The following is a 24,120-nucleotide window of genomic DNA, read 5'->3' as shown; positions in this document are numbered from 1 at the left end:
CACATAGGAGCCGCGACTACTGGATAACTCCGATCGCTTTTCCATAATTATTGATCTTACCGAGCACATAGTTCGCGATGGTCGCTCGGCCCGTCTTCGCCCGCCACATCAATTCCAGGCGAATCGGCGCCCCGCTTTTGAGGCAATAGATGTCACTGTTAAATACGAGATCCGTTCCGAGATTCTTTTCAGTCTCGTAACTGTCGATGAGTCCCGTTTCAACCAAACCGCACCCTAGCGCATCATTCAGAAGCCCATCATTGGTTCTGGAGATCTCCACCAGCTTCGCGAATGCATCCTTGGTATTGGAGCCTGGCTTGGGACCACGCTTCCGCGTTCCCAAGGGATTGTCTTGCAGCAAGATGCCCAGATCACTTTCCAGGAGTCGACGCCCTGCACTACTATCCCGCGCCGTAATCATGTCTTTCGATTGCATGACCTTATGCAGCTCAGGGCTGCCGTACGTCCTAGTCACGGCAAGCATGCATACCATATCCATGTTGACGATACGCGCATCAAGGACCGTACCGAGAATACCCGTCTGTTCTGGATGCTTTTTAAGGTCGCTAACGACATTCGCGCCAGTGGAGCTCAAGAGTCGATCGACGTCTGCGGCAGAGAATCCTCCTCTTGTAAGCGCCGCAACATCGCCCTCAACGTCATTCCCCGACACAGTCAGGGTCCACATGCGATAGCGCTCCTTCGTGAGGAGCCTCTCAACCTGAGTGCCGGCACGGACCGCCGCCTTGCGGATCCTTGCGAGATAGCTGCCAATCGTATCGGACTTATCCGCAAGGTCGTTGGCCAGGTCGAGCGAAATCCCCAAAGCGTCGAGGGATGCACCCTCATTCAAGACGGAGACGGTCTGCTGGGCGATCCTCGCGTACTCAGCCTTGGGGGGCCCATCGAAAAAGGTTACGGGGTCCGAGACCCCGAAGAGAGCCTCTCGCCCTAGACTCTCTCCAATTTCCACCAGGAGCTCAGTAAGGTCATCACGGTTAGTCGGCCAGACAACAAGTGCCCGCCTTCCATCCTCAGACCTGATGAATTGATTAATCTCATGCATGGCGGATTCAATTTCAGATCCCGAGACGTCACGTAGGGCCTCACGTCCCTCGAACACGATAATGGTGTTGTCTGCATCTACGGATTCACGAAGGGCCTGCGCAACGTTTGCATCACGCGCGACTCGACGAGTTGAGACACGTTGACGGAAGAAGCCAACTGTATCGAGAAAGGTAGACTTGCCTGCCCCGGACGTACCTCGGAGGATCATGAGCGAGCCACGATCGGCAGCGCGCATGTCCATAAAACGCTCGTCCAGCTCTTCAAGCATCGGCTCCACAGGAACGATGATCGATGTCAGCGTTTCATCACCGAGGTCGCGAAGCCGCTCAAATCGATCCGGGATGCGCAGGTTGTTGACGTCCATGCACTCATTGTGAGGGATGACGGGCCGTATGTCTCCAGATCCCGGATGCGCTTCGCGATCACAGCAACTTGCGTGAGGGCTCCAAGTGGCCCGCGTCCAAAGCTAGTCACACGCATCGGCAATCTAACGCACCAGCGCCCTCCCGGGCCGTCCTCGGGCAGTGGAAGGGCGCTCAATAGTGACCAACGTCGACAGGTGCCGACAACTCAGCAGCAGGTCAGGGCTTGATCGATTCGGCGGCCGCAGGTCACGGCCGTCCGTGGTCAGTTGCGGCTGTGTTGCGAAGTGGACGCCCCTGGCTGAATCGCCACCTTGTATCCCCTGCGTATACGTGTCACACAGTTCGAAGCGGGGTGGTCGCGTAGAGGGGGTGCGTCTATGTTGGGTGACTATGCGTTGGGGCCTTCGGCCTGGGCTGTCGAGCGGTTCGGGCAGCAGGCCGGCGCAGTCGCCGCGGCTGTCCCGGTGCGATTGGTCGAGGCCCACGCTAAGGCTCATGCCGCACACCGCGCGGCAGGGCTGAAGAAGCGGAGTCCCTACGGCGTGACCCTCGCCGGGGTGGTCCGCGAGAACCTGGCAGAGACAGCGCGGGAGCTGGGAGAGTCGGTAAGGGACGTGCGCGGGTACGAGTATGCGGTGATCCACGATCACGCGCTCTTCCCGTTCCGATACGCCGACAAGCCGAAGCCCCTGGAGCGGGCCCGACTGCCCGCCAACGTCTCACCCACTCGCCGTCGCCTCTTCCGGGCTCACGGGCCGGAGGGTCCAGACGCTCTGTTTAACGTCGACGGCACCGTGGCGACTGAGGAGTACCTGGGGCTTCAAGAAGCCTTCGAAGAGCTGGGAGCTTCAACGAGGCTTGTCTGTGTGTTCTTCACAGCCGACGCCGAGAACGGCATTCATGCCATCCACTGGGGAGAGGCCCACCTCGAACCTGACCGCACCTTCACGTGGCCCTACAAGGAACAACTGCCGGTCGCTCCCGTCCCCCTGGAGTGACGAAGAACCGTGCCAACGGGTCGGCTCCAGTCCGTAGGACCCGAAGACTGGGCCGTCTCTAGGCCGTCCAAGGGCGCCCAACGCCGACCGACAACGACAGAAGCCCACGGCATCTGAACTGGTCAGAGCCGTGGGCTTCGTCAGGTCCGCTGGTCAGCGGGAGCGGCGATCAGTAGACGGGCTTCCGAGTCCCGACGGCCGTGTTTCCAGGAGCCCTTATTCGCTCGCAGTCAGAAGGTGCCCGCAGCTGGTCGCGACCCGGAGCACGTCTTTAAGGGCTCTGGTCAGTTCGGTCAGCATGCCACGCAGGTCCTCCGGGGCAGCATCCTGGTCGCCGAGTGCCGCCGAAACCTGTTCCACGAGGTCAGCCGCCATCCCGAGTTGTACAGCCTCGATATTGTCCGCCAGGCGGGAGACGTAGCCGCTCCTGTCATCGGTGCCCAGATAGCAGGGCTCGCCGTCCGGGCCCGACCACGGGAGGAGTCGCAGTTCGTTCTGCGGCGTCACTGTGCGCCTGCCTTTCTTCGATCACGTGGTAGGTGCTGAAGACGGCGTCGACACGATCCCCAGGGAACACCAGTAGGACCGCCTCAATGACTCGCCCGGTGTTGTCTGCCGCGACGCGAGTGATCGCGAGGACAGCCAAGGCTGCGCTGATCCGCAGGGTTGACGCCTCATCCGGCGTTGGGAGTCGGGCGGACACCGTCTCGTGGACCTCGGCCGACGGTGGGTCAGGCACGGAGAAGTTGGCCTCCGCCCACGCCCTTGAGGACCGGTCGCCGAGTGCCTTGGTCGGTGCCAGGTCTCGCGGTACGTAGACGCGGGCCAGGCTGTGCGGGGACTCTCCCTCGTAGCTGAGTCGGAGGAATTTGGTCAGTGGGCTTCCGTCGTCCACTTCAGCAGCGCTGTCAGGTGCCCCCGCGCGGGCAGTGCCGTAGTGCGGACTGTCACGCGCAGGCCCACCTCCGCGGCAGTCCGAGGATCTAGCCTGCCCCACCCACCGACATACGTGATCTTGCGCGGCGGGCGGCGGACGAAGTTGCCCTTGCCGTGGATCTTTTCGACGAGGCCTTCCCCCTGGAGAAGGGCGAGGGCGCTTCGCAGTGTGGCCGTGCTGACCTTGTACCGGTCGACCAGGTCGGACTCGGACGGGAGCCGTTCACCGGGCCCGATGCGGCCGGTCGTGATCTAGCGTCTCAGGTCGTCAGCGATGACGAGGCGGCGAGACGTCATGGACTGCGTCACCGCCTTCTCATCATCCGTTCGACGACGAGCCGGGTCCGCCCGTTTATGGTCAGCAGCTCTCCCGACTCAAACAGCAGTTGCTTCGCACCTTGGGGCAGCTGGAAGAGGTCGCTCCCTCGGCGTGGCCGACCGCCGACTTGGATGATGTCGCCGCGCAGAACGGTGACGGCCGTGATCTCAACGTTGGATGCCAGCGCACCCCCGGGGCCCAGTTGCTCACCGCTTCACCGCCGGTCGCGTGGAGTGGTCCGGCGCGGGATGGCAGGGGCAGACGCACGTCTCGTAGATCACCGGCAGGTCGACCGGCGCAGGAGAGGGCGACGCTTCCGCACAGGTTGCGTGAATGCCGACCCGGCATGCGGTCGACCGGTAGTCAGCAGCCGCGGTACCCGAAACGTGGAGGCGTTGACGGGGAGGCATCAGCGAACACCTGCCAGGGCCGAGAACGCCTCAGCCGACAGTCGCGGCGCCACGACCACCGAGCGCGGGCGAGCGCGTTGTCCGCGCCCAGGAGCAGATGAAGGCGGTCAGCGGTGTCCGGCATCCATTCCGGGGTGACCGGTTCTACGGCGAGTGCAGGAGGCGTTGCCGCAGCGGACCGGGGCGGCGTTAAGGCTCGGCGGTGCCTGCCCCGTGAGAAGTACCGCGCTCTGGCGAGCGAGACGGCACGGCGGATACGGTTGAGCACGCTGCTCAGCTCCTATCGCTGATAGCTCGGTCCCCCGACATCGCCCGTCGTGGGGGCCGCTTTGCGTACGACCGCCCAAAGGGTGCGGCCGTTCTGGCTGGTGGCGTGAAGCCCAAATCGATCGGCCTCCGCCAGGACTTCCAAGACTTCCCGCCATGACTCGGCGGAGAGCGCTTCCGGCACCTCCGCCTCGACCGACGTGCACCGGTCGTGCTCCTCCACGCGTGTGGTGAGCCCGACCGCCGATAACCGGGCGGCGATGGCTTCCGCGCTCACTCGCGAAGCGGGCACAGGGCAGCCTCCGTCACTCAGCGATCACTTTCAGTGAAGGCCGTCGGCAGGCAAGGTGACTGGGAGAGCAAGACCGACGCCAAGGTGCCGGCCCCGGCGGAAATCGCCGCCCGACTCGGTATCGGCGAAGGTGAACTGTGTGTCCGGACCGCGTACGAGTTCCTGGCCGACGGCAGGCCCGTGCAGCTTTCGACCAGTTGGGAGCCGTACGACCTCACCGCCGGCACTCTCGTCGTCCTCCCCGAGGGAGGGCCGCACGCCGGGGCAGGCGTCGTGAACCGGATGGCCGCCATCGGCATCACCGTCAGCCACGCCGTGGAGCAGCCCGAGCCCAGGCATGCGACCGCCGAGGAGGCGTCGCTACTCGGCATCCAGAAGGCCGCGCTCGTCACGCACATCCGGCGGACGTACTACAGCGACCAGGGGCGGCCGGTCGAGACAGCGGACATCGTGGTGCCCGCCGCGCACTGCGAGATCGTGTACGAGATTCCGATCAGCCGGGCGTAAGTGACCAGGCGGCAGGGCCCTCAGGGCATGCCCCAGCCGTGCCCCTTCCGTGCCCGATCGGCCGGGAAATCGCGGGAATCGGCGGTGTTCGACGGGTAGCGCGCATGGCAACGGCCCCCGACCGTAAAGCCTGGTCAGGGGCCGTCAACCTCTGCGGTGGGTGTGGGATTTGAACCCACGGTGACTCGCGCCACGACGGTTTTCAAGACCGTTCCCTTAGGCCGCTCGGGCAACCCACCCCGCGCCTCCCGCCAGGGCCAGGGGCCTGGAGCGCGGGACGGCGCGGGGACAAGACTAGCGGGTCGGTTCGGCGGGGGAGCGGCGGCTCAGCTGTCGCCCTTGCGCTGGCCCAGGGTCACGTCGACCGTGTGCTCCTTGCCGTCGCGCTCGTAGGTGAGCTCGACCTTGTCGCCCGGCTTGTGGGTCCAGATCTGGCCGATCAGGGTCGGGCCGCTGTCGATCACCGTGTCGTCCAGCTTGGTGATGACGTCCCCGGGCTTGAGGCCCGCCTTGTCCGCGGGGCCGTTCGGCGTGATCGGCTCGGCGTTGCCCGCGCCCTCCCGGGAGATCGTCGCGCCGTCCCCGGATTCCTGCTGGAGCGAGACCGACGCCCCGATGACGGGGTACACCGGCTGGCCGGTCTTGATCAGCTGCTGGGCCACGTTCTTCGCCTGGTTCACCGGGATCGCGAAGCCGAGGCCGATGGAGCCCGACTGGCCCGAGCCGCCGAGACCGCCGCTGTCGGCCGGCTTGATCGCGGAGTTGATGCCGATGACCGCGCCGCGCCCGTCCAGGAGGGGGCCGCCGGAGTTGCCGGGGTTGATGGACGCGTCGGTCTGCAGGGCGCTCATGTACGAGCTCTTGCCGCTCTGCCCGCCGTCGCTGGAGGTCACGGGGCGGTTCTTGGCGCTGATGATGCCCGTGGTGACCGTGTTCGAGAGGCCGAAGGGCGCGCCGATCGCGATCGTGGAGTCGCCGACCGCCACCCGGTCGGAGTTGCCGAGGGGGAGCGGCTTCAGGTCGCCCGGCGTGTTCTTGAGCTTGATGACCGCGACGTCGTAGCCCTCGGCCCGGCCGATGACCTCGGCCGCGTACTTCTTGCCGTTGGAGAACGTCGCCTGGAGCTTGCCGCCCTCGGCGGCCGACGCCACCACGTGGTTGTTGGTGAGGATGTGCCCCTGCTTGTCGTAGACGAAGCCGGTGCCCGTGCCGCCCTCGCCGCTGCCGCTCTGCGCCTCGATGGTGACGACGCTCGGCAGCGCGTCGTTCGCGATCTTGGCCACCGAGCCCGGCTCGCGCTTCAGGTCGGCCGGCGTGTCCGCGGCGGCGACCGTGGTCGAACCGGTGTCGTTGTCGTTCCGCTCGGCCGCCCAGTAGCCGATGCCGCCACCGACGCCGCCCGCCACCAGGGCGGCCGCGAGCACCCCGGCGACCAGACCGCCGCGCCGACGGCCGGGCTTCGGCTCCTGCGGGTGGTACGAGGAGCCCCAGCCGGACCCGGAGTCGCCACCGGAGGCGTACGACGGCACCGTGGGCGGCGGCGGAGGCGGCCACGCCCCGGCCCCCGCGCCACCGGCGCCAGAAGCACCACCGGTGCCAAAAGCACCGCCACCGGCACCAGCAGCACCAGCAGCACCGCCACCGGCACCAGGAGCGCCGGCCGCCCCGCCGATACCGGCCCCGGCCACCCCGGTACCAGCCCCGGAATGCGGCGCCCCCGCGGCGCCATACGCAGGATCGGCGGCGGGACGCGAAGCGGCGGAGTCGGCGGAAGCAGCGGAGGCGGCGGAAACAGCGGGAGCGTCCACCGGCACAGGAGGTGCGGACGGGGCCTCGGGTACCGCCTTGCCCTCGTTCTCGGTGCTCACAGCTCTTCTCCTCGGTCCATGCTGTCGTGGCTGGCGTTCTCGGTCACGGCCCGGATGTGCCGACTGTGCGTATGTGCCGACTGTACGTATGTCTTGTCTACAGTCAGCTTTTCCCATGGGCCGTCAGGGCACCATAAGCCGAGCCTGTGTGTCCGGCGCCCCGGGACGCGGCCCCGCGCGGCCCTCCGCGAGCCGACGGGTACCCCGTGATGGCACCATGACGCGGTGACCCTCGCACGACAGCACCCGATCCAGGTCGTCGCCCACCGCGGAGCCTCCGAGGATGCCCCCGAGCACACCCTGGCCGCCTACAGGAAAGCGGTCGAGGACGGCGCGGACGCCCTCGAATGCGACGTACGGCTCACCGCGGACGGCCATCTCGTCTGCGTGCACGACCGCCGCGTCAACCGCACCTCGAACGGCCGGGGAGCGGTGTCGGCGCTCGAACTCGCCGATCTCGCCGCCCTCGACTTCGGTTCCTGGAAGCGGCATCACGACGAGGCCGAGGAGGGCGAGGGCCCGGACTGGGACCGCTCCGCGGGCGTGGATGTCGGCGGGGGCCTCGGCGAGGGCACCTCCGTCCTGACCCTGGAGCGGCTCCTGGAGCTGGTCGCGGAGAACAACGCCGCCGGCCGCGCCGTACGCCTGGCCATCGAGACCAAGCACCCCACGCGCTGGGCCGGACAGGTGGAGGAGCGCCTGATGCTGCTCCTGAAGCAGTTCGGTCTGGACGCACCCGCCACGGAGAGCGCCTCCCCGGTGCGGATCATGAGTTTCTCGGCGCGTTCGCTGCTCCGCGTGCGGGCCGCATCCCCGACGCTGCCGACCGTCTATCTGATGCAGTTCGTCTCGCCCCGCCACCGCGACGGGCGCCTCCCCGCGGGCGTGCGCGTCGCGGGCCCCTCCCTGCGGCTCGTGCGCAACCACCCCGGGTACGTCGCCAAGCTGAAGCGCGCGGGGCACCAGGTGCACGTCTGGACGGTGAACGAGCCGGAGGACGTCGAGCTCTGCGCCGAACTGGGCGTCGACGCGATCATCACCAACCGCCCCAAGCAGGTCCTGACCCAACTGGATCAGCTGGGACTCCGGTAACACCCGTTACAGGGAGTGCACCGGCGCGTTCGGTGCGTATTCGATCGTCACGAGTGCCTCACCGGGGAGCGATTGGCCGGTTTCCGGTCCAGTCCATTGGGGCATCCACACGATGGCGTGGGGTGAAGGAGGTCTCGGGGGTGGCGTTGGTGGTGGCACGGGAGGTGCCCACGTCGTCGAGCATGGCTGTGCCCCATGGCCCTGCGGGCGTGGGGGAAGCGAGGCACCGGATGCGCGATCAGCTGCGTGTCGGCGGAGTGTCCGAGTCGGTCATCGACGACGCCGTATTGATCCTGTCGGAGTTGCTCAGCAACGCGTGCCGGCACGGCAGGCCGCTGGGCCGCGGAATGGTCGGCGACGGCGACGTGCGAGCGGCCTGGCACGTCGACAAGACGGGCCGGCTGACGGTCGAGGTGACGGACGGCGGCGGTCCGACCCGCCCGATTCCGGCCACACCGTCCGTCACGGCGCACGGCGGCCGCGGGCTCAACATCATCTCGGCGCTCGCCGACACCTGGGGGGTACGCGACGACGTGCACGGCGAGGTCACCGTCTGGGTCGTCGTCCAAGCGGGGCACCGCTCCGAGGATTTCGCTACGCGCGTCGCCGCCCCGTCGGCGGCCGCGCTGACCGACCTGGCCTTCGCCGACCCCTTCGACGACCTGGACTGAACCGCGCCGAGCGCCCCGTCCACGGGACCGAGCGGCTCCTGAAGCCCCCGTCGGGCAGAGTGGACCGAGCCGCTCGAAAGCCCCCTCAGGGGGACCCCTCCCAGGTGAATCCCGGCGCGCCCCGCGCCAGCGGCTAGGCTCGCGCCCGTACGCAAGAGAGCACGAGAGCCGCAGCCGGGAGACACCCAAGATGGCCAAGAAGCGCCCCCAGACCAAGGGCAAGCAGCAGCCGCAGCTCAAGGGCGGAGGCAACGAGAGCTATCCGGCCGTCGGCGCCCGTGAACCCTGCCCCTGCGGTTCGGGCCGCCGCTACAAGGCCTGTCACGGCCGGGCCGCCGCGCAGGCGGTGGCCGAGCTGGTGCAGCGCCCCTTCGAGGGCCTGCCGGGCGAGTGCGACTGGGTCGCGCTGCGCGAGCTGGTGCCCGCCGCCACCGTGGAACTGACGCTCAAGGACGGCCTCCCCGAGGGCGTCCCGTCGGTCACGCTGGCCACCGTGCTGCCGATGGCGTGGCCGGCGCTGCGCCGGGACGACGGTTCGGTCCTGCTCGGGCTGCAGAACGACACCTCGTCCGGCGACATCAGCCGCGACCTGGCGGACACCCTGCGCCGCGCCCTGGAGGCCGAGCCGGGCACGCCGGTGCAGGGCCGCCGCGCGCCCGCCGACGGGCCGCGCATGCAGGACGTGCTCGCACCCGACGCGCCGTTCGAGCCGGCGGTGCACGCCGGTTTCGAGTTCTGGGTGCCGGACCCGGACAACGCCTCGCCGGAGGTCGCCGCCTCCCTGGAGCGGGCCAACGCCGCCGCCATCCCGACCGCGAAGCTCACGGGCGTGGACGCCGCGTACTGGTGCGAGACACCGGAGAAGAACCACCTGCGCTGGGTCATGCCGCACCCCGAGGAGCAACTCCTGGACGCGCTGGCCCGGCTGCACGCGGCCGGCACGTCGAGCCTCGGCGAGGGCACCCGGCTCGTGGGGTCCTTCCGTGCGCACGGGGTGATCGTGCCGGTGTGGGACCTGCCGAGCGGTGTCGGCGCCGACGACGTCGAGAAGCCGGCGGCCGAGTTCGCCGAGCGGCTCGCGGCGGCGCTCGCCGCAGACGCTCCGCTGACCCCGGACGAGCGCCGGGCGCGCGGTGGTCTCACCAACCGTCAGGTCACGCTCAGCTGACCGGTCGGGTCCGCGCGCTGCTGACCCACCGGTCAGTCGGTCGAAGAGCGTGACTCCTGTCACAACTCCCCGTCGTCGCAGGTGAATCCCTGTCCGGATAACCGAGATCGAATTTGCCAGGAGCCGATCTCTTGTTACCGTTCAGATAGCCCGGTTGCTGGTGCATCCCCCGTCGCCAGCAACCGGGCCCTTCCATGTCCGGGACCGGTCAAGGGCTCAACTTCCCTGCGGAGACGCGGAGTTGCTTCCCGACCGCAGCAGCAGCGCGCCGGACTCCCCCGCGGCGAACTCCGCCACCGCCCAGTACGCCGCCGCCCTGCCCGCCGTCCGCTCCCGCGGCGTCTCGCACGCTCCCGGCTCGTCCCCGGCGCCCACGGCGCAGTGCGTCCGCACGGTGCGCCCGCGCGGGCCCATCGCGGTCAGTACGGCGCTCAGGTCGTCGCCGGTCGCGTTGCGGTAGTACGTACGGGCCCAGGTGTCGTGACCCTGGGTGAGGACACAGGTCTGGGCCTCGATGCCGTCGGGGGTGGAGAGTTCGGGACCGCACGTCTTCGCCGGACCGGCCAGTGCCGTCGCCGGACCGGCCGGGGCCTTCACGGGGCCGGCCGCGGGGTCGAGCGCGGGGCCGGCGGGGGGCGACTTCGCGTCACCGTCGCCGACCGGCCCGGCGAACGCGCCGGAGAGCGGCAGGAGGACCGTGACGGTCGCGACGCCCAGGAGCACGATCAGGCGGGGTTGCATGGGCCGAACATAACGACAGTGGGCGCGCGGCCCGTTCGCCGCGCGCCCATTTCCCCTACAACTCGGGTGCGCTCACACCCGTACGAGTGAGGGCGTCGACGACGGCGTCCACGACCGCCTCCACGTCGGGCACCCAGGGGGCGGCCGAACCGGGCAGCGGGGCGCGCTCCCAGCGGACCGGCCCCTGGCCCGTCCCCGAGGGAGGCAGCGCCAGATAGCCGCCCTCGCCGTGGAAGCGCAGGGAGCCGGGGACGTAGTCCTTCGCGTAGAGCAACTCGCCCAACTGGGCCATGGAGTAGGGCGCGACCAGCAAATAGACGCGGCTCTCGGTGGCAACCACGGGGCCGAGCCTGACGGCCGCCGCGTCGAGCGCGGCCAGCGCGCGGGCGCCCGCGCCGACGGGGAGGCTGACGGCGCACGGCGCGGCGCCTCCGGTGGCGAGCACGATGGGGGCGCCCGGGCGGTTGGTCCACCACCAGCGCACCATGCGCTCGTCGGTGGTCGCGGCGAGCAGCCCGGGGTCGAGGGGGTGTGCGCCGGGCACCACGCAGTCGGGGTCCGGGCAGGCGCACCGGCCGCCGTCCGGACGGTCGAGGCCGACGCCCGGCAGTACGGGCCACCGCCAGACGGTGGCGAAGGTCAGGGCCGCGCCGATCTGTCCGGTACTCCGGCCGGGCTTCCTTCCGATTCGCCAGGACAGGAGCCTGCGTCGCCTTCCGAGGATCTCGCGCATGAGCGCTCGTTCCTTTCCGTTGCACGCCGGCGTTTGCCGCCGGGGAGACTGCGGGCCACATCACACCATGTGTGGATCTCTACACCATGTGTGGATCACTTCGCTGTACGTACGAGCTGGCACATCCGACCCCAGCCTGCGGCATGGGGAACCACTCTGAACCGAGCGTTGACGTGGCGTGGGGTGGCGGCGCCTGGCGTTTGCCGTCGCGCGATATTGCTTGCCGCCTCCCCCACGGGAGGATGGGGCACGGTCGTCGTGCGTGAAGACGCCCGGGTGCCGCGCGAGGTTCCGGACGGTCCCCAACTGCCCCTGGTCAGCACTGAGTACGTACCCAGCCCGACCGCTGCAACGCTCTACCGAACAACGTCAGTCGACCCTAATATGCCTTAACCCGGCGCGTTTTTCAGCCAAGTTTTCAAGATCGTTAACTCTGCTCGGAATGCACACGGACACCAGGAATCCCAGCAGGACAATGCTGGACATCCCCTTACCAGGGCGTGTACATCTGGAGACATTGCTAGCGGCGCATAATGACATGGGGGTTTGCGATGCTATCGAGCATTACGCACCGGCCGGAAAGCCGTCAGCCATGAACGCCCCGCACCTCCCGAAAGTGGCCGGAATCGATTCAACAGTTCCGCCACCAGCCCACACTGTCGCGCCCGCCGCGCCCAGCACACCCGCCCCGGTGGACCCTCCCGTCCCCGCCGCCCCCTGCGCCGTCCTCCAGGACCGCCTCGCGGGCTGGGTCTCCGACCTCACCACGCTGCACGAACTCACCGAGCGGCTCGCCCGCACCCGGACCCTCGACGAGGCCGTCCCGGAGCTGTTGCGGGCCGGTGCGGCCCTCGTCGGCGCCCGGCGGGGCCTTGCCGTCCTGGAGCCCGCCGACGGACTGGGCCCCGACACCACGACCGGCCTCGGCCTCACCCGCGCCGAGCTGGGACACCTCGAGACGGTGCCGCGCGGCGCCACCTCGTACGGCCAGATCCTGGACGCCCCGGCGAGCCAAGGCCCCACCCCCGGCCCCCGCCCCGAGATCGTCCGGCCCGACCTCCTCGCGGACGAGGGCCTCGACCCCCGCCACCGCGAGGTCGCCGTCCGCCTCGGCTACGCCGCCAGCTACGCGCTGCCCCTGGCCACCGAGGGGGCCGGCCTGATCGGCGCCGCCGTCTGGCTGTACGACGAGCCCGCCGAGCCGACCGAGCGCAGACGCCACCTGGCGGGGCTCTACGCCGGTTACGCCACCGAGCACCTCGGCCGACTGCTCGAACTGGACCGGGCCCGCACCACCACCGCCACCCTGCGCGAGGAACTCATGCCCGCGCGGCTGCCCCGGGTCGCCGGCGTGCAGCTCGCCGCCCGGCAGCGCACCGGGCCGCGCGGCGGCGGCGACTGGCACGACGCGCTGCCGCTGCCGGACGCCGCGCTCGGCCTCGCCGTCGGCTCGGTCACCGGTTCGGGGCCGAGCGCCGTGGCCGCGATGGGGCGGTTGCGGGCCTCCTTGCGGGCGTACGCCGTGATGGAGGGCGAGGACCCCGTCGCCGTACTCTCCGATCTCGAGCTGCTGCTGCGGCTCACCGAACCCGCGCGGTCCGCCACCGCCCTCTTCGCCTACTGCGAGCCCGCCCTGCGCAAGGTCGTCCTCGCGGGCGCGGGCCACAGCCCGCCGCTGATCATCGGCGAGCGGCGCACGGAGTTCGTGGAGACCTCGCTGTCCGCGCCGCTCGGGATGCTCGCCTGCTGGGAGGCGCCGAGCGTGGAGATCTCCCCCGAGCCCGGAGAAACGGTGCTCCTCTATACGGACGGCCTGCTGCACCGCACCGGGGACGCGATGGACCGGGCGTTCGCGCGGCTGCACGCGGCGGCGGCCGGGGTGCCCAAGGCGCTGCGGGACGACCCGGGCGCGATCGCCGACCACGTGCTGCGCACGGTCCTCCCCGACGGCCTCGACACGGTGGACAGCGAGGAGGACGTGGTGCTCCTGGCGGCCCGTTTCGCGTGAGGCCCCGGCCACGCGCTGTAAGTGGTCCAACGGCCCTGTGCCCCCTTCCGTACGCCCGTACGATGGAAGGCGGCCCAGTGTCGTACCTAGGAGGCAGACCCGTGTCGGACGCCCTCAACCCGGCGGAACCCATCGCTGCTGACGCAGCAGGCCCGGACGAGACCGAAGAAGAGCCGATCAAGCAGCGCAAGAACGGCCTGTACCCGGGCGTTTCCGATGAGCTCGCCGAGAACATGAAGTCCGGCTGGGCCGACACCGAGCTGTACGAGCTGGAGCCGATCCCGCAGGCCGCCAACACCGCGGCCCGCCGCGCCGCGCTCTCCGCGCGCTTCCCCGGTGAGCGCCTGGTGATCCCCGCGGGCAATCTGAAGACCCGCTCGAACGACACCGAGTACGCCTTCCGCGCCTCCGTCGAGTACGCGTACCTCACGGGCAACCAGACCGAGGACGGCGTCCTCGTCATGGAGCCCACGAAGACGGGCCATGACGCGACGATCTACCTCCTGCCGCGCTCCGACCGCGAGAACGGCGAGTTCTGGCTGGACGGCCAGGGCGAGCTGTGGGTCGGCCGCCGCCACTCCCTGACCGAGGCCGAGAAGCTGTACGGCATCCCCGCCTCCGACGTGCGCGAGCTGGCCGGGGCGCTGCGCGAGGCCACCGGCCCGGTGCGGGTGGTACGCGGCCACGACGCCGGCATCGAGGCCGCGCTGACCGACAAGGTCACCGCCGAGCGCGACGAGGAGCTGCGCGTCTTCCTCTCCGAGGCCCGGCTGGTCAAGGACGAGTTCGAGATCGGCGAGCTGCAGAAGGCGTGCGACTCGACCGCGCGCGGCTTCGAGGACGTCGTGAAGATCCTCGACAAGGCCGAGGCGACGAGCGAGCGCTACATCGAGGGCACGTTCTTCCTGCGCGCCCGCGTCGAGGGCAACGACATCGGCTACGGCTCGATCTGCGCCGCCGGCCCGCACGCCACCACCCTGCACTGGGTGCGCAACGACGGCCCGGTGCGCCCCGGAGAGCTGCTCCTGCTCGACGCCGGCGTGGAGACGCACACGTACTACACCGCGGACATCACCCGCACGCTGCCGATCAACGGCCGCTTCGACGAGCTGCAGAAGAAGATCTACGACGCCGTGTACGAGGCCCAGGAGGCCGGCATCGCGGCGGTGAGGCCGGGCGCCAAGTACCGCGACTTCCACGACGCCTCGCAGCGCGTGCTCGCCGAGAAGCTGGTGGAGTGGGGCCTCGTCGAGGGCCCCGTGGAGCGCGTCCTGGAGCTGGGTCTCCAGCGCCGCTGGACCCTGCACGGCACCGGCCACATGCTCGGCATGGACGTGCACGACTGCGCCGCCGCGCGCCGCGAGACGTACGTCGACGGCACGCTGGAGCCGGGCATGTGCCTGACCGTCGAGCCGGGCCTGTACTTCCAGGCGGACGACCTGACCGTGCCGGAGGAGTACCGCGGCATCGGTGTCCGGATCGAGGACGACATCCTCGTGACGGAGGACGGCAACAGGAACCTCTCGGACGCGCTGCCGCGGCGTTCCGACGAGGTCGAGGCGTGGATGGCGCGCCTCAAGGGCTGAGCCGGGCGGGAGCGATCCGTGCCGACGGCCGGGCACCGCGGGTCTCCGCGGGGTCCGGCCGTCGCCTTTGGGGCGCGGGCAGGTGCGGCGGGGGCGGGCAGGCGCGGGAGGGGGAGCGCGGTCAGGCCGTCAGGAGGGCGGGTGCGCCCTCGCGCCACTTCAGCAGCTTGTCGAAGCTGATCACGGCGCCGCCCCGGCCGGGCTTGTTGTCGAGGTGCACGTGGTCGGCGAGTTCCCTGATGATGCCGAGGCCCCGGCCGTGCTCGTCCGTCTCCGCGGCGGGCGACCGGGGCGGCGGACAGCCGCGCGGCGACCCGGGGAAGCCGGGACCCGAGTCGGCCACCTCGATGCGGCACTTCTCGCCGTCCAGATAGGCCGTGACCCGGTACGCCCCGGCCGTCCCGCCGGCGGCGCCCGCACCGCCGTGCTCCACGGCGTTGGCGCAGGCCTCGCTGAGGGCGACCGACAGGTCGAAGGAGACGTCGGGATCCACGCCCGCGGTCTCCATCGTGCCGATCAGCAGGCGGCGGGCAAGCGGCACACTCGCAGCTTCGCGCCGCAAATGGAGAGACCACCAGATGCTCATGCTCCAGCCTCCTGGCTGCGGCTCGACATACCGATACGTATTGCCGCGGGGGCGCCTGAATAAGCGCTCGGCGGCCGTGATGCCGCCCATACGGCGGACGCGCGGCGTGCGCGGCTCGTGTAGGACGGCCACCCCTCGGCGGCTCGCGAACGGCCTCCCTGCCCGCTCACCGGGCGCCCCAGCACTCCCCCACACCCCAGTACTTCCCTCCTGCACCGCGCATACGCCCCGTCAGGCCCCCTGAGGGGACACAGCCGTGCCCATCGTCCGGAACGGGACCTTCCGGACCTGCCGTACGCTCCGGGCGGGCCCAGTGCGATGATGGCCCCGCCATGACTGCCCTCCGCCAGCGCCCGCCGCGTGACGGCGTCGATCTCCGGCTGCTCAGGGCCGCGATGTTCGCCGCGGTCTGCGTCGTGCTGTCCGCCGGGGGCCATGTGCTCGCCTCCTGCGCCGCCGTCCCGCTGTGGACGCTCGGCGCGGCCTTCGTCGCCGTCCTCGCGGTGGCGCTGCCGCTCGCCGGGCGGGCGCGTTCGCTGCCCGGCATCGCGGCGCTCCTCGGGGCGGGCCAGCTCGGGCTGCACGCCCTGTTCGGCCTCGGCCAGCACGGCATGGCCGCCGCCCCGACGAGCGGCGACGCCGCCTTGGTGGAGCGGGCCGCACGGCTGGTCTGCGGGGCCGGCGCCGCGACCATCACGCCCGCCGAGGCCCAGCGGATACTCAGCACGGCCGGACTCACCCCGGGCGGCGGCGCCGTCCACTCGGCCGCGCACCACCACGGGTCCGCCGCGGCGGGCGCCATGGAATCGGCCGCCTCGGGCTCGATGGCGCCGACCGGCTCGATGGACGCCATGGCGCTGCTGCCGTCGGCGCCCATGGTCGTGGCCCACCTCCTCGCGGCCCTCGCCGCCGGGTGGCTGCTGCGCCGCGGGGATCTCGCCCTGCTCCGGCTGCTCCGGCTCGCCCAGGGGGCGCAGGGGGCCGCCGAAGGGGCGCTCGTACGTTCTCTGCGCTCGGCCCTCACCCTCGTACGCGCCCTGCGGGCCGGTCTGCCCGGTGCGCCCGAGACGGCGGGGCCGCCGGTCACGCGTACCGCGCTGCTCGCGCCGCCGAAGCCGCGCACGGTCACCCTGGAGGACGCGGTCATCCGGCGCGGTCCGCCGGCGGGCGTCCACCACCTCGCGCTCGCTGCCTGACGCGACGCACTCCACCCGGGGGCACGCAGACGTGCCCCTTCCGGAGACGTATCCCTTTCGGAGACGTACTCCACCAGAGGTACGGAGGGGTCGCTCGGCACGCACGCGCGCGTGCCGCCAACCGAGCCGCGCGCATCCCCCCGTACTGAGTACAGGACGCCGAACCCCGGGCCGTCGGCCCGGACCGCGAGCCGTCCCGTACTCCTCGCCCTGCCAGAAGTGGAGTGTTTCCTTCATGAAGATGTCCCGTGCCGCCGCCGTCAGCGCCGTCGCCGCATCCGCCGTTCTCGTCCTGTCCGCACCCGCGTTCGCGCACGTCAGCGTCTCCCCGGAGGGTGAGGCCGCCAAGGGCGGCTACGCGACGGTCAACTTCAAGGTGCCGAACGAGATGGACGACGCCGCGACCACCAAGCTGGAGGTCTCCCTCCCCGGCGACCACCCGCTCGCCTCCGTGATGACGCAGGCCGTCCCGGGCTGGACCGCCAAGGTCACCAAGTCCAAGCTCGACAAGCCGCTGGAGATGCACGGCGAGAAGATCGACGAGGCCGTCACCAAGGTCACCTGGACCGCCGACGGCAAGGGCATCCAGCCCGGTTCGTTCCAGAAGTTCCCCCTCTCCATGGGCCAGCTGCCCGAGGACACCGACGAGCTGGTCTTCAAGGCCGTCCAGACGTACGACAACAAGGAAGTCGTCCGCTGGATCGAGCCGCAGCAAAAGGGCCAGGAGGAGCCGGAGCACCCCGCGCCCACCCTCCGGCTGACCGCCGCGTCCGACGACCACCACGGCGGCGGCGCCGCGAAGCCGGACGACAAGAGCGAGCAGGGCGGCACGAGCGAGAGCGCCGCCACGGAGTCCTCCGACAGCAGTGACACCACCGCCCGGGTCCTCGGTGTCGTCGGCATCGTCGTGGGCGCCGCGGGTGTCGCGTTCGGCGTCCTCGCCATGCGCCGCCGCGTCACCGGCTGACCCATCGCCGGCCATCCACACGGGGTGCACCGCGGCGGCGAACGTCCGCCCCGGCGCACCCCGGCCCCTCACATCTGGGACATTTCCGTATGCGCACGAAGAGCTCCAAGAGCAACACGAGCAACACGAGCAACACGAGCAACACGAGCAACAACAGCACCCTGGGCCGCGGCACGGGCGGGCGGAGGACGCTCGCCGCCGTCGCCCTCCTGGCCGTGTCCGCGCTCGCCCTGACCGCCTGCGGCGGCGACGGTGACAGCGAGGGCGGCAAGAAGCCCGTCGTCGACGTCTCCACCGGGGCCGACTCGGGCAAGGTGGCGACGGTCCTGGACAAGGAGTTCGAGAAGCCGGACCTCGTCCTGACCGACACCCACGGCAAGAAGTACGACCTGCGCGAGGAGACCAAGGGCAGGCCGACGCTGGTCTACTTCGGCTACACGCACTGCCCCGACATCTGCCCGCTGACGATGAACAACATCGCGGTCGCCAAGAAGGCCCTGCCCAAGGCCGAGCAGGACAAGCTGAAGGTCGTCTTCGTCACCACCGACCCCAAGCGCGACACCCCCGCCGAACTGGGCAAGTGGCTCAAGGGCGTGGACCGCGACTTCACCGGCCTGACCGGCGACTTCGCCACCATCCAGGCCGGTGCGCGCCAACTCGGCATCAGCATCGAGCCGCCGAAGAAGGACAAGAACGGCAAGATCGTCTCGATGCACGGCACGAAGGTCATCGCCTTCTCGCCCAAGACCGACGGCGGATACGTCCTGTACGGCGAGGGCGCCACCGCCGCCGACTACACCAAGGACCTCCCCAAGCTCATCAAGGGAGAGACCCCGTGAACCACCGCACCACCCGTACCACCTGCACCACCCGCACCACCCGCCGCCGCCGCGCGCTCGCGGCCGGCGCCCTGGCGCTCACCGCGGCGCTCGCCCTGGCGGGTTGCGGCGACGACTCGGGGTCGGGGTCCAAGGACTCCGCGGCCGCCTCGGCCGCCGCGAAGCAGCCCGACCTGCGGATCGGCGGGGCGTACATCCCCGAGCCCACCATGGCCGACATGGCGGCCGGCTACTTCACGCTCACGAACAAGGGCGGCGCCGACAGGCTCACCTCCGTCACGAGCGACGTCGCGGGCTCCATCACGCTGCACAGCACCGAGGGCGGCGCGATGAAGGAGCGGAAGTCCTTCGAGGTGCCGGCGGGCGGCAAGCTCGAACTCGCCGGCGGGGGCAACCACCTGATGCTCGAAAACCTCAAGCGGAAGCTGAAGCGGGGCGAGCGGGTCCCGCTGACCCTGCGCTTCCAGAAGTCCGACCCGATCACGATCGAGGTGCCGGTCAAGGAGGCCACGTACCGCCCCGGGCAGCACGACGGCTCGAACGCCTCGCACGACACGCACATGACGCACACGTCGTACTCGGCGTACTCGTCGCGTTCGACGCACACCTCGCACTCGTCGCACTCGTCGCACTAGGACGGATCGCTGATGCAGACCATCGCTCCCCGCTTCTGGCGGCTTCTTCTCGTGCTCGTCGCCGCGACCGGCGCCTTCCTCGCCGGTGCCGCGCCGGCCTCCGCGCACGCCGCGCTGACCGGCAGCGACCCGAAGCGGGGAGCGGTGGTCGACGAGGCCCCCGCCCAGGTGAAGCTCACCTTCTCGGAGAAGGTCGCCATGTCGGACGGTTCGGTGCGGGTCCTCGACCCGGCCGGCAAGCGCGTCGACACCGGCAGGACCACCGACCTGGGCACCAACACGTACGGCGTGAAACTGCGCCCCGGCCTGCCCGACGGCACCTTCACCGTCGCCTACCAGGTGGTCTCCGCCGACAGCCACCCGGTCGCCGGCGCCTTCACCTTCTCCATCGGCGCGCCCTCCCAGACCAAGGTCGTCCTGCCCGACCAGGAGGCGGGCGGCGGACTCGTCGGGGTGCTCTACGACATCGCGCGCTACTTCTCCTACGCCGGGTTCATCCTGGTCGTCGGGGGCGCCGCCTTCGTACTCGGCTGCTGGCCGCGCGGCGCGGGCGCGCGGCCCGTCCAGCGGCTCGTGACCTACGGGTGGCTCACGCTGACCGGCGCCACGCTCCTCCTGCTCCTCCTGCGCGCCCCCTACACCAGCTCGGGCAAGCTCGCCGACGCCTTCGACATGGGCGCGCTCGGCGACGTGCTCAACACCAAGACCGGCGCGGCCCTGGTCTCGCGGCTGCTGCTGCTCGCCGCCGCCGCGCTGTTCATCGCGGTGCTCTTCGGGGCGTACGACAAGCGCGAGGACCCGAAGGAGAAGAAGGACCTCGCCTTCGGGCTCGCCATCGGCGGCACCGTCGTCGCCCTCGGCATCGCGGCGACCTGGGCGATGGCCGAGCACGCCTCGACCGGCATCCAGGCGGGCGTCGCGATGCCTGTCGACGTGCTGCACCTGCTGGCCGTCGCCGCCTGGCTCGGCGGGCTCGCCACGCTCGTCGTCGCGCTGTACCGCACGCCTTCGGTGGAGGCCGCGGCCGTGCGGCGCTTCTCGCGCGTGGCGTTCGCGGGCGTCGTCGTCCTGACCGCGACCGGGCTCTACCAGTCGTGGCGCCAGATCGGTTCGTGGTCGGCGCTGACCGGTACGGCGTACGGGCGGCTGCTCCTCGTCAAGGTCGGCCTGGTCGTCGTCCTGGTGGGTCTCGCCGCCGTCTCGCGGCGCTGGACCGGCCGCATCACCTCCGAGACGGGTGGCGTCGCCTCCGGAGCGGGTGGTGTCGCCTCCGGGGCGGGTGGCGGCGCGCCGCAGGCCGCGGCCGTCCCGGATGGCGAGCAGCGCGCGCAGAAGAAGCCGGCGGGCAGGCCCCGCAAGACGCCGGTCACCGTGCCGACGGCCTCCGGGGCCGGTGGCCCGGACGACTCCGAGCGCTCGGCCCAACTCGCGCGCCAGCGGGCCGCCATGGCCGCCGCGCGCGAGAAGCGCGCCCGCGACGCCGACCCGCACCGCTCCGGACTGCGCCGCTCGGTGCTCATGGAGGCGGGCGTCGCCGTCGTCCTGCTGGCCGTCACGACGGTCCTGACGACCACCGAACCCGGCCGCACCGAGGAGGAGGCCGCCCGGGCCACCGCCGCGGCGGCCGCACAGCGCTCGGGCCCGCTCACGCTCGACGTGCCCTTCGACACCGGCGGCCAGGACGGCAGGGGCACCGTCCGCCTGGAACTGGACCCGGGCCGCACCGGCGGCAACGACCTGCACCTCTATGTGAAGCGGCCCAACGGCAGCGCCTTCGACGTCCCCGAGGTGAAGGTCTCCTTCACCCTGGAGGCGAAGGACGTGGGCCCGCTGCCCGTCACCCCGGACCACCTCGCCACCGGACACTGGAGTGCGAGCGGGGTGCAGCTCCCCATGGCGGGCGACTGGAAGATCGCGGTGACGGTGCGGACCTCCGACATCGACCAGGTCACCGTGAAGAAGAACGCGCAGATCGGCTGAAACGACATGACGGACAACGGAATCTCGGCGGCATGACGGACAACGGCATTTCCAGACGACGGCTCCTCGGCACCGCCGGCGCGACCGGCCTCGCGCTCGGCGCCGCGGGCGGCGCGGTCGGGTACGCCGCGGCGCCCTCCTCCGACGCGGCGGGGGCAACCGGCGGATCGCGGGCGGTCCTCGCCTCGCTGGGCACGGACGAGGTGATGTTTCACGGGAAACATCAGCCCGGCATCACCACGCCCCTGCAGTCCCGCGGCCATCTCGTCGCCTTCGATCTGACGGCGGGCGCGGGCCGCAAGGAGGCGGCCGCCCTGCTGCGCCGCTGGTCGGCGGCGGCCGAGCGGCTGATGGCGGGCGAACCGCTCGGCGACGAGGACACCGCCGTCGCCCGGGACGCGGGCCCCTCCGGGCTCTCCGTCACCTTCGGCTTCGGCGCCTCCTTCTTCACCCGCACGGGCCTGAAGAAGGAGCGTCCGGCCGCGCTCGACCCGCTGCCCGACTTCTCCTCGGACCACCTCGACAAGGCGCGCAGCAACGGCGACCTGTGGGTGCAGATCGGCGCGAACGATCCGCTCGTCGCCTTCCACGCCCTGCGGGCGATCCAGAAGGAGGCGGCCGGGGCGGCGCGCGTGCGCTGGCAGATGAACGGCTTCAACCGCTCGCCGGGCGCCACGGCGCGGCCGATGACGGCCCGCAACCTCATGGGCCAGGTCGACGGCACGAACAACCCGAAGCCCGCGGAGAAGGACTTCGCCGAGCGGATCTTCGTGCCCTCCGACGGTGACCCGGCCTGGATGGCGGACGGCTCCTACGCCGTCGTACGCCGTATCCGGATGCTCCTCGACGACTGGGAGAAGCTCGGCCACCGGGCGCAGGAGGCGGTGATCGGGCGGCACAAGTCGGACGGCTCGCCGCTGACCGGCGGCACCGAGACGACCGAGCCGGACCTGGAGAAGACGGGCCCCGACGGCAAGGTCGTCATCCCGCTCAACGCGCACGCCCGCATCACCCGGCCCGACCAGAACGGCGGTGCCGCCATGCTGCGCAGGCCGTTCTCGTACCACGACGGCTTCGACGCGCGCGGCGAGCCGGACGCGGGACTGCTCTTCGTCTGCTGGCAGGCCGACCCGCTGCGCGGTTTCGTGCCGGTGCAGCGCAAGCTCGACCGGGGGGACGCCCTCTCGGACTTCATCCGCCACGAGGCCAGCGGACTGTTCGCGGTGCCGGGCGGGGCGGCGAAGGGCGAGTACGTGGGGCAGCGGCTGCTGGAGGGGTAGCGAAGGCCGACGGGGCCGCTACGGGGGCGGGGGGAGCGGCTGCCGTGGGGCCCCTGGGGCTCAGGTGACGGCCGCGCCGCTTGGTGAGACACGGCAGCCGTGCCACGTCCGGCCCATTAGGGTGACGGTATGTCGGCGACGCGCTACACCTACCTCGGCCCCGAGGGCACCTTCACCGAGGCCGCCCTCCGTACGCTGCCCGAAGCGGCCGCCCGGGAACTCGTCCCGATGGTGTCCGTGCCGGCCGCGCTGGACGCGGTCCGCGGCGGTCAGGCCGCGGCGGCGCTCGTGCCGATCGAGAACTCCGTCGAGGGCGGTGTCACCACCACCGTCGACGAACTCGCCAAGGGCGAGCCCCTGATGATCTACCGCGAGGTGGTCCTGCCGATCACCTTCGCGCTGCTCGTGCGGCCCGGCACGGAGCTGACGGACATCAAGACGGTGACCGGCCACCCCGTGGCACAGCCCCAGGTGCGCAACTGGCTGGCCGCCCACCTCCCCGACGCCCGGTGGGAGTCGGCGGCCTCGAACGCCGACGGGGCGCGCCTGGTGCAGGAGGGCCGCTTCGACGCCGCCTTCGCGGGCGAGTTCGCGGCGGCCACCTACGGCCTCGAACCGCTCGTCAGCGAGATCCACGACGCGGCGAACGCCGAGACCCGTTTCGTCCTGGTCGGCCGTCCGGCCCGCCCGGCCGCGCCGACCGGCGCCGACAAGACCTCCGTCGTCATCTGGCTGGGGGACGACCACCCCGGCGCGCTGCTCGAACTGCTCCAGGAGTTCGCCGTGCGCGGCGTCAACCTCATGCGGATCGAATCGCGCCCCACCGGCCAGGGCATCGGCAACTACTGCTTCTCCGTTGACGCCGAGGGGCACATCACGGACCGCCGGGTCGGGGAGGCGCTGATGGGCCTCAAGCGGATCTGCCCGCAGGTGCGCTTCCTCGGCTCCTATCCGCGGGCCGGGATGACCTCGGCGGACGGGCCGACCCTGCGTCCCGGGACGTCGGACGAGGAGTTCCTGGCGGCCTGGGACTGGCTGGCGCGCTGCCAGGACGGTCGTTTCTAGCCACCGAAGGTCTTCGGCACGCCGAAAGTGGCCCTTCGCCGCCCCGGTACCGGCTCCGCGCGCCATTCCTACCTGCAGATTTTCGTTGTCCACAGAAGTTATCCACAGGCTCGCATCTCGACCTGGGGACAAGTCGACAACGAAGCGCGACATGGTCGACAAATCGGCGCAGAGCGCCCGACCCCGTCCCCAGCCCCGCACGTCACCCCTCGTCCACTCTTTTCCATTGATCAACTCTTTGGAGCGAACCATTTCCACTCGAAAGTGGGTGGAGAGTCGGTGGGGGAAGAGATCCATTCCGCACGCCGGTGTCTTTTGGAACGACTTCTTCCGGCATCCACAGATCTTTCGCACACCCTGTGGATAACTCTTCGGGAGTAACCATTCCTGTGGACAACCGAAGCGGACACAGGGCCCAAGTCCCGCCCCGCACAAGGAGTTCGGGTCAAGGCACCGAGCGCGCTCTGCCCCGTTTCGGGGAAGGGTGCCCGTTTTATTGACCGGCCGCCGACGTGCGTACCGGAGGGGCTTTTTCGGCCGCTC

At 70.5% G+C, this 24,120-nt stretch carries 20 protein-coding genes, 1 tRNA gene and 3 pseudogenes; 14 read left to right on the top strand and 10 right to left on the bottom strand.

Going from position 1 to position 24,120, the window contains the following annotated elements:
* Positions 1-16 precede the first annotated feature (16 nt).
* On the bottom strand, positions 17-1,432 hold the full coding sequence (locus ACZ516_RS20715; RefSeq protein ID WP_469011310.1) for a hypothetical protein: 1,416 nt from the start codon (positions 1,430-1,432) through the stop codon (positions 17-19).
* A 543-nt stretch (positions 1,433-1,975) separates the two neighbouring features.
* On the opposite strand from ACZ516_RS20715, the gene ACZ516_RS20710 reads away from it, so the two are divergent.
* Positions 1,976-2,431: a hypothetical protein gene (locus ACZ516_RS20710; RefSeq protein ID WP_469011309.1), complete on the top strand. Its 456-nt coding sequence runs from the start codon at positions 1,976-1,978 to the stop codon at positions 2,429-2,431.
* A 216-nt stretch (positions 2,432-2,647) separates the two neighbouring features.
* Here ACZ516_RS20710 and ACZ516_RS20705 read toward each other — a convergent pair whose 3' ends face one another.
* The 4 genes and pseudogenes from ACZ516_RS20705 to ACZ516_RS20690 form a co-directional block, all read right to left on the bottom strand.
* Positions 2,648-2,938 carry a hypothetical protein gene (locus ACZ516_RS20705; RefSeq protein ID WP_469011308.1) on the bottom strand — a complete coding sequence of 97 codons (291 nt, stop codon included), beginning with the start codon at positions 2,936-2,938 and terminating at the stop codon, positions 2,648-2,650.
* A 1-nt stretch (position 2,939) separates the two neighbouring features.
* Positions 2,940-3,619: pseudogene (locus ACZ516_RS20700) on the bottom strand (GntR family transcriptional regulator); the annotation flags it as partial.
* A gap of 53 nt (positions 3,620-3,672) precedes the next feature.
* A pseudogene (locus ACZ516_RS20695) lies at positions 3,673-3,896 on the bottom strand (hypothetical protein).
* A gap of 480 nt (positions 3,897-4,376) precedes the next feature.
* The gene (locus ACZ516_RS20690) at positions 4,377-4,655 is read right to left on the bottom strand and encodes a hypothetical protein (protein ID WP_469011307.1); all 279 of its coding nucleotides are present in this window, start codon (positions 4,653-4,655) and stop codon (positions 4,377-4,379) included.
* Positions 4,656-4,688: 33 nt separating this feature from the next.
* On the opposite strand from ACZ516_RS20690, the pseudogene ACZ516_RS20685 reads away from it, so the two are divergent.
* A pseudogene (locus ACZ516_RS20685) lies at positions 4,689-5,162 on the top strand (UTRA domain-containing protein); the annotation flags it as partial.
* Between the two features lie 154 nt (positions 5,163-5,316).
* Here ACZ516_RS20685 and ACZ516_RS20680 read toward each other — a convergent pair.
* Positions 5,317-5,401 (bottom strand) — tRNA-Ser (locus ACZ516_RS20680).
* A gap of 87 nt (positions 5,402-5,488) precedes the next feature.
* On the bottom strand, positions 5,489-7,030 hold the full coding sequence (locus ACZ516_RS20675) for a S1C family serine protease (RefSeq protein ID WP_469011306.1): 1,542 nt from the start codon (positions 7,028-7,030) through the stop codon (positions 5,489-5,491).
* Between the two features lie 225 nt (positions 7,031-7,255).
* Between ACZ516_RS20675 and ACZ516_RS20670 the strand changes: the two genes are divergently transcribed.
* The 3 genes from ACZ516_RS20670 to ACZ516_RS20660 all read left to right on the top strand — a co-directional run bounded on the left by ACZ516_RS20670 (position 7,256) and on the right by ACZ516_RS20660 (position 9,961).
* The gene (locus ACZ516_RS20670; RefSeq protein WP_469011305.1) at positions 7,256-8,122 is read left to right on the top strand and encodes a glycerophosphodiester phosphodiesterase; all 867 of its coding nucleotides are present in this window, start codon (positions 7,256-7,258) and stop codon (positions 8,120-8,122) included.
* 53 nt (positions 8,123-8,175) lie between these two features.
* Positions 8,176-8,793, top strand: coding sequence for an ATP-binding protein (locus ACZ516_RS20665; protein WP_358588601.1), 618 nt, complete (start codon positions 8,176-8,178; stop codon positions 8,791-8,793).
* A gap of 190 nt (positions 8,794-8,983) precedes the next feature.
* Positions 8,984-9,961 carry a DUF5926 family protein gene (locus ACZ516_RS20660; RefSeq protein ID WP_361081282.1) on the top strand — a complete coding sequence of 326 codons (978 nt, stop codon included), beginning with the start codon at positions 8,984-8,986 and terminating at the stop codon, positions 9,959-9,961.
* 216 nt (positions 9,962-10,177) lie between these two features.
* Here the strand turns inward: ACZ516_RS20660 and ACZ516_RS20655 are convergent, their stop codons facing one another.
* The gene (locus ACZ516_RS20655; protein ID WP_358909727.1) at positions 10,178-10,702 is read right to left on the bottom strand and encodes a hypothetical protein; all 525 of its coding nucleotides are present in this window, start codon (positions 10,700-10,702) and stop codon (positions 10,178-10,180) included.
* Between the two features lie 55 nt (positions 10,703-10,757).
* The gene (locus ACZ516_RS20650; protein WP_469011304.1) at positions 10,758-11,435 is read right to left on the bottom strand and encodes a bifunctional DNA primase/polymerase; all 678 of its coding nucleotides are present in this window, start codon (positions 11,433-11,435) and stop codon (positions 10,758-10,760) included.
* 475 nt (positions 11,436-11,910) lie between these two features.
* Between ACZ516_RS20650 and ACZ516_RS20645 the strand changes: the two genes are divergently transcribed.
* Both ACZ516_RS20645 and ACZ516_RS20640 read left to right on the top strand, forming a co-directional pair.
* On the top strand, positions 11,911-13,443 hold the full coding sequence (locus tag ACZ516_RS20645) for a PP2C family protein-serine/threonine phosphatase (RefSeq protein WP_469011303.1): 1,533 nt from the start codon (positions 11,911-11,913) through the stop codon (positions 13,441-13,443).
* Between the two features lie 62 nt (positions 13,444-13,505).
* Entirely contained in the window at positions 13,506-15,029 is a 1,524-nt protein-coding gene (locus ACZ516_RS20640; protein WP_467465316.1) for an aminopeptidase P family protein, read from the top strand.
* Positions 15,030-15,150: 121 nt separating this feature from the next.
* Here ACZ516_RS20640 and ACZ516_RS20635 read toward each other — a convergent pair whose 3' ends face one another.
* The gene (locus ACZ516_RS20635; protein ID WP_358588576.1) at positions 15,151-15,615 is read right to left on the bottom strand and encodes an ATP-binding protein; all 465 of its coding nucleotides are present in this window, start codon (positions 15,613-15,615) and stop codon (positions 15,151-15,153) included.
* A gap of 332 nt (positions 15,616-15,947) precedes the next feature.
* Here ACZ516_RS20635 and ACZ516_RS20630 point away from each other — a divergent pair, with 332 nt between their 5' ends.
* The 7 genes from ACZ516_RS20630 to pheA all read left to right on the top strand — a co-directional run bounded on the left by ACZ516_RS20630 (position 15,948) and on the right by pheA (position 23,577).
* Positions 15,948-16,811 (top strand): hypothetical protein, encoded by an 864-nt coding sequence (locus tag ACZ516_RS20630; RefSeq protein ID WP_469011302.1) that lies wholly within the window; start codon positions 15,948-15,950, stop codon positions 16,809-16,811.
* Between the two features lie 235 nt (positions 16,812-17,046).
* Positions 17,047-17,778: a YcnI family copper-binding membrane protein gene (locus tag ACZ516_RS20625; RefSeq protein WP_469011301.1), complete on the top strand. Its 732-nt coding sequence runs from the start codon at positions 17,047-17,049 to the stop codon at positions 17,776-17,778.
* 89 nt (positions 17,779-17,867) lie between these two features.
* The gene (locus tag ACZ516_RS20620) at positions 17,868-18,617 is read left to right on the top strand and encodes an SCO family protein (RefSeq protein ID WP_469011300.1); all 750 of its coding nucleotides are present in this window, start codon (positions 17,868-17,870) and stop codon (positions 18,615-18,617) included.
* Positions 18,614-19,252 (top strand): copper chaperone PCu(A)C, encoded by a 639-nt coding sequence (locus tag ACZ516_RS20615; protein WP_469011299.1) that lies wholly within the window; start codon positions 18,614-18,616, stop codon positions 19,250-19,252. The genes ACZ516_RS20620 and ACZ516_RS20615 overlap by 4 nt, the downstream gene beginning before the upstream one ends.
* A 12-nt stretch (positions 19,253-19,264) precedes the next feature.
* Positions 19,265-21,232 carry a copper resistance CopC/CopD family protein gene (locus ACZ516_RS20610; RefSeq protein WP_469011298.1) on the top strand — a complete coding sequence of 656 codons (1,968 nt, stop codon included), beginning with the start codon at positions 19,265-19,267 and terminating at the stop codon, positions 21,230-21,232.
* A gap of 32 nt (positions 21,233-21,264) precedes the next feature.
* The gene (gene efeB, locus ACZ516_RS20605) at positions 21,265-22,512 is read left to right on the top strand and encodes an iron uptake transporter deferrochelatase/peroxidase subunit (protein WP_469011297.1); all 1,248 of its coding nucleotides are present in this window, start codon (positions 21,265-21,267) and stop codon (positions 22,510-22,512) included.
* Positions 22,513-22,641: 129 nt separating this feature from the next.
* Positions 22,642-23,577 (top strand): prephenate dehydratase, encoded by a 936-nt coding sequence (gene pheA / locus ACZ516_RS20600; protein ID WP_358584103.1) that lies wholly within the window; start codon positions 22,642-22,644, stop codon positions 23,575-23,577.
* Positions 23,578-24,120: the final 543 nt, after the last annotated feature.

This window comes from Streptomyces sp. NPDC034037 (assembly GCF_055575715.1).
Note: the sequence above shows the minus strand (reverse complement) of the source record. Positions and strands in the feature narration are given on the sequence as shown.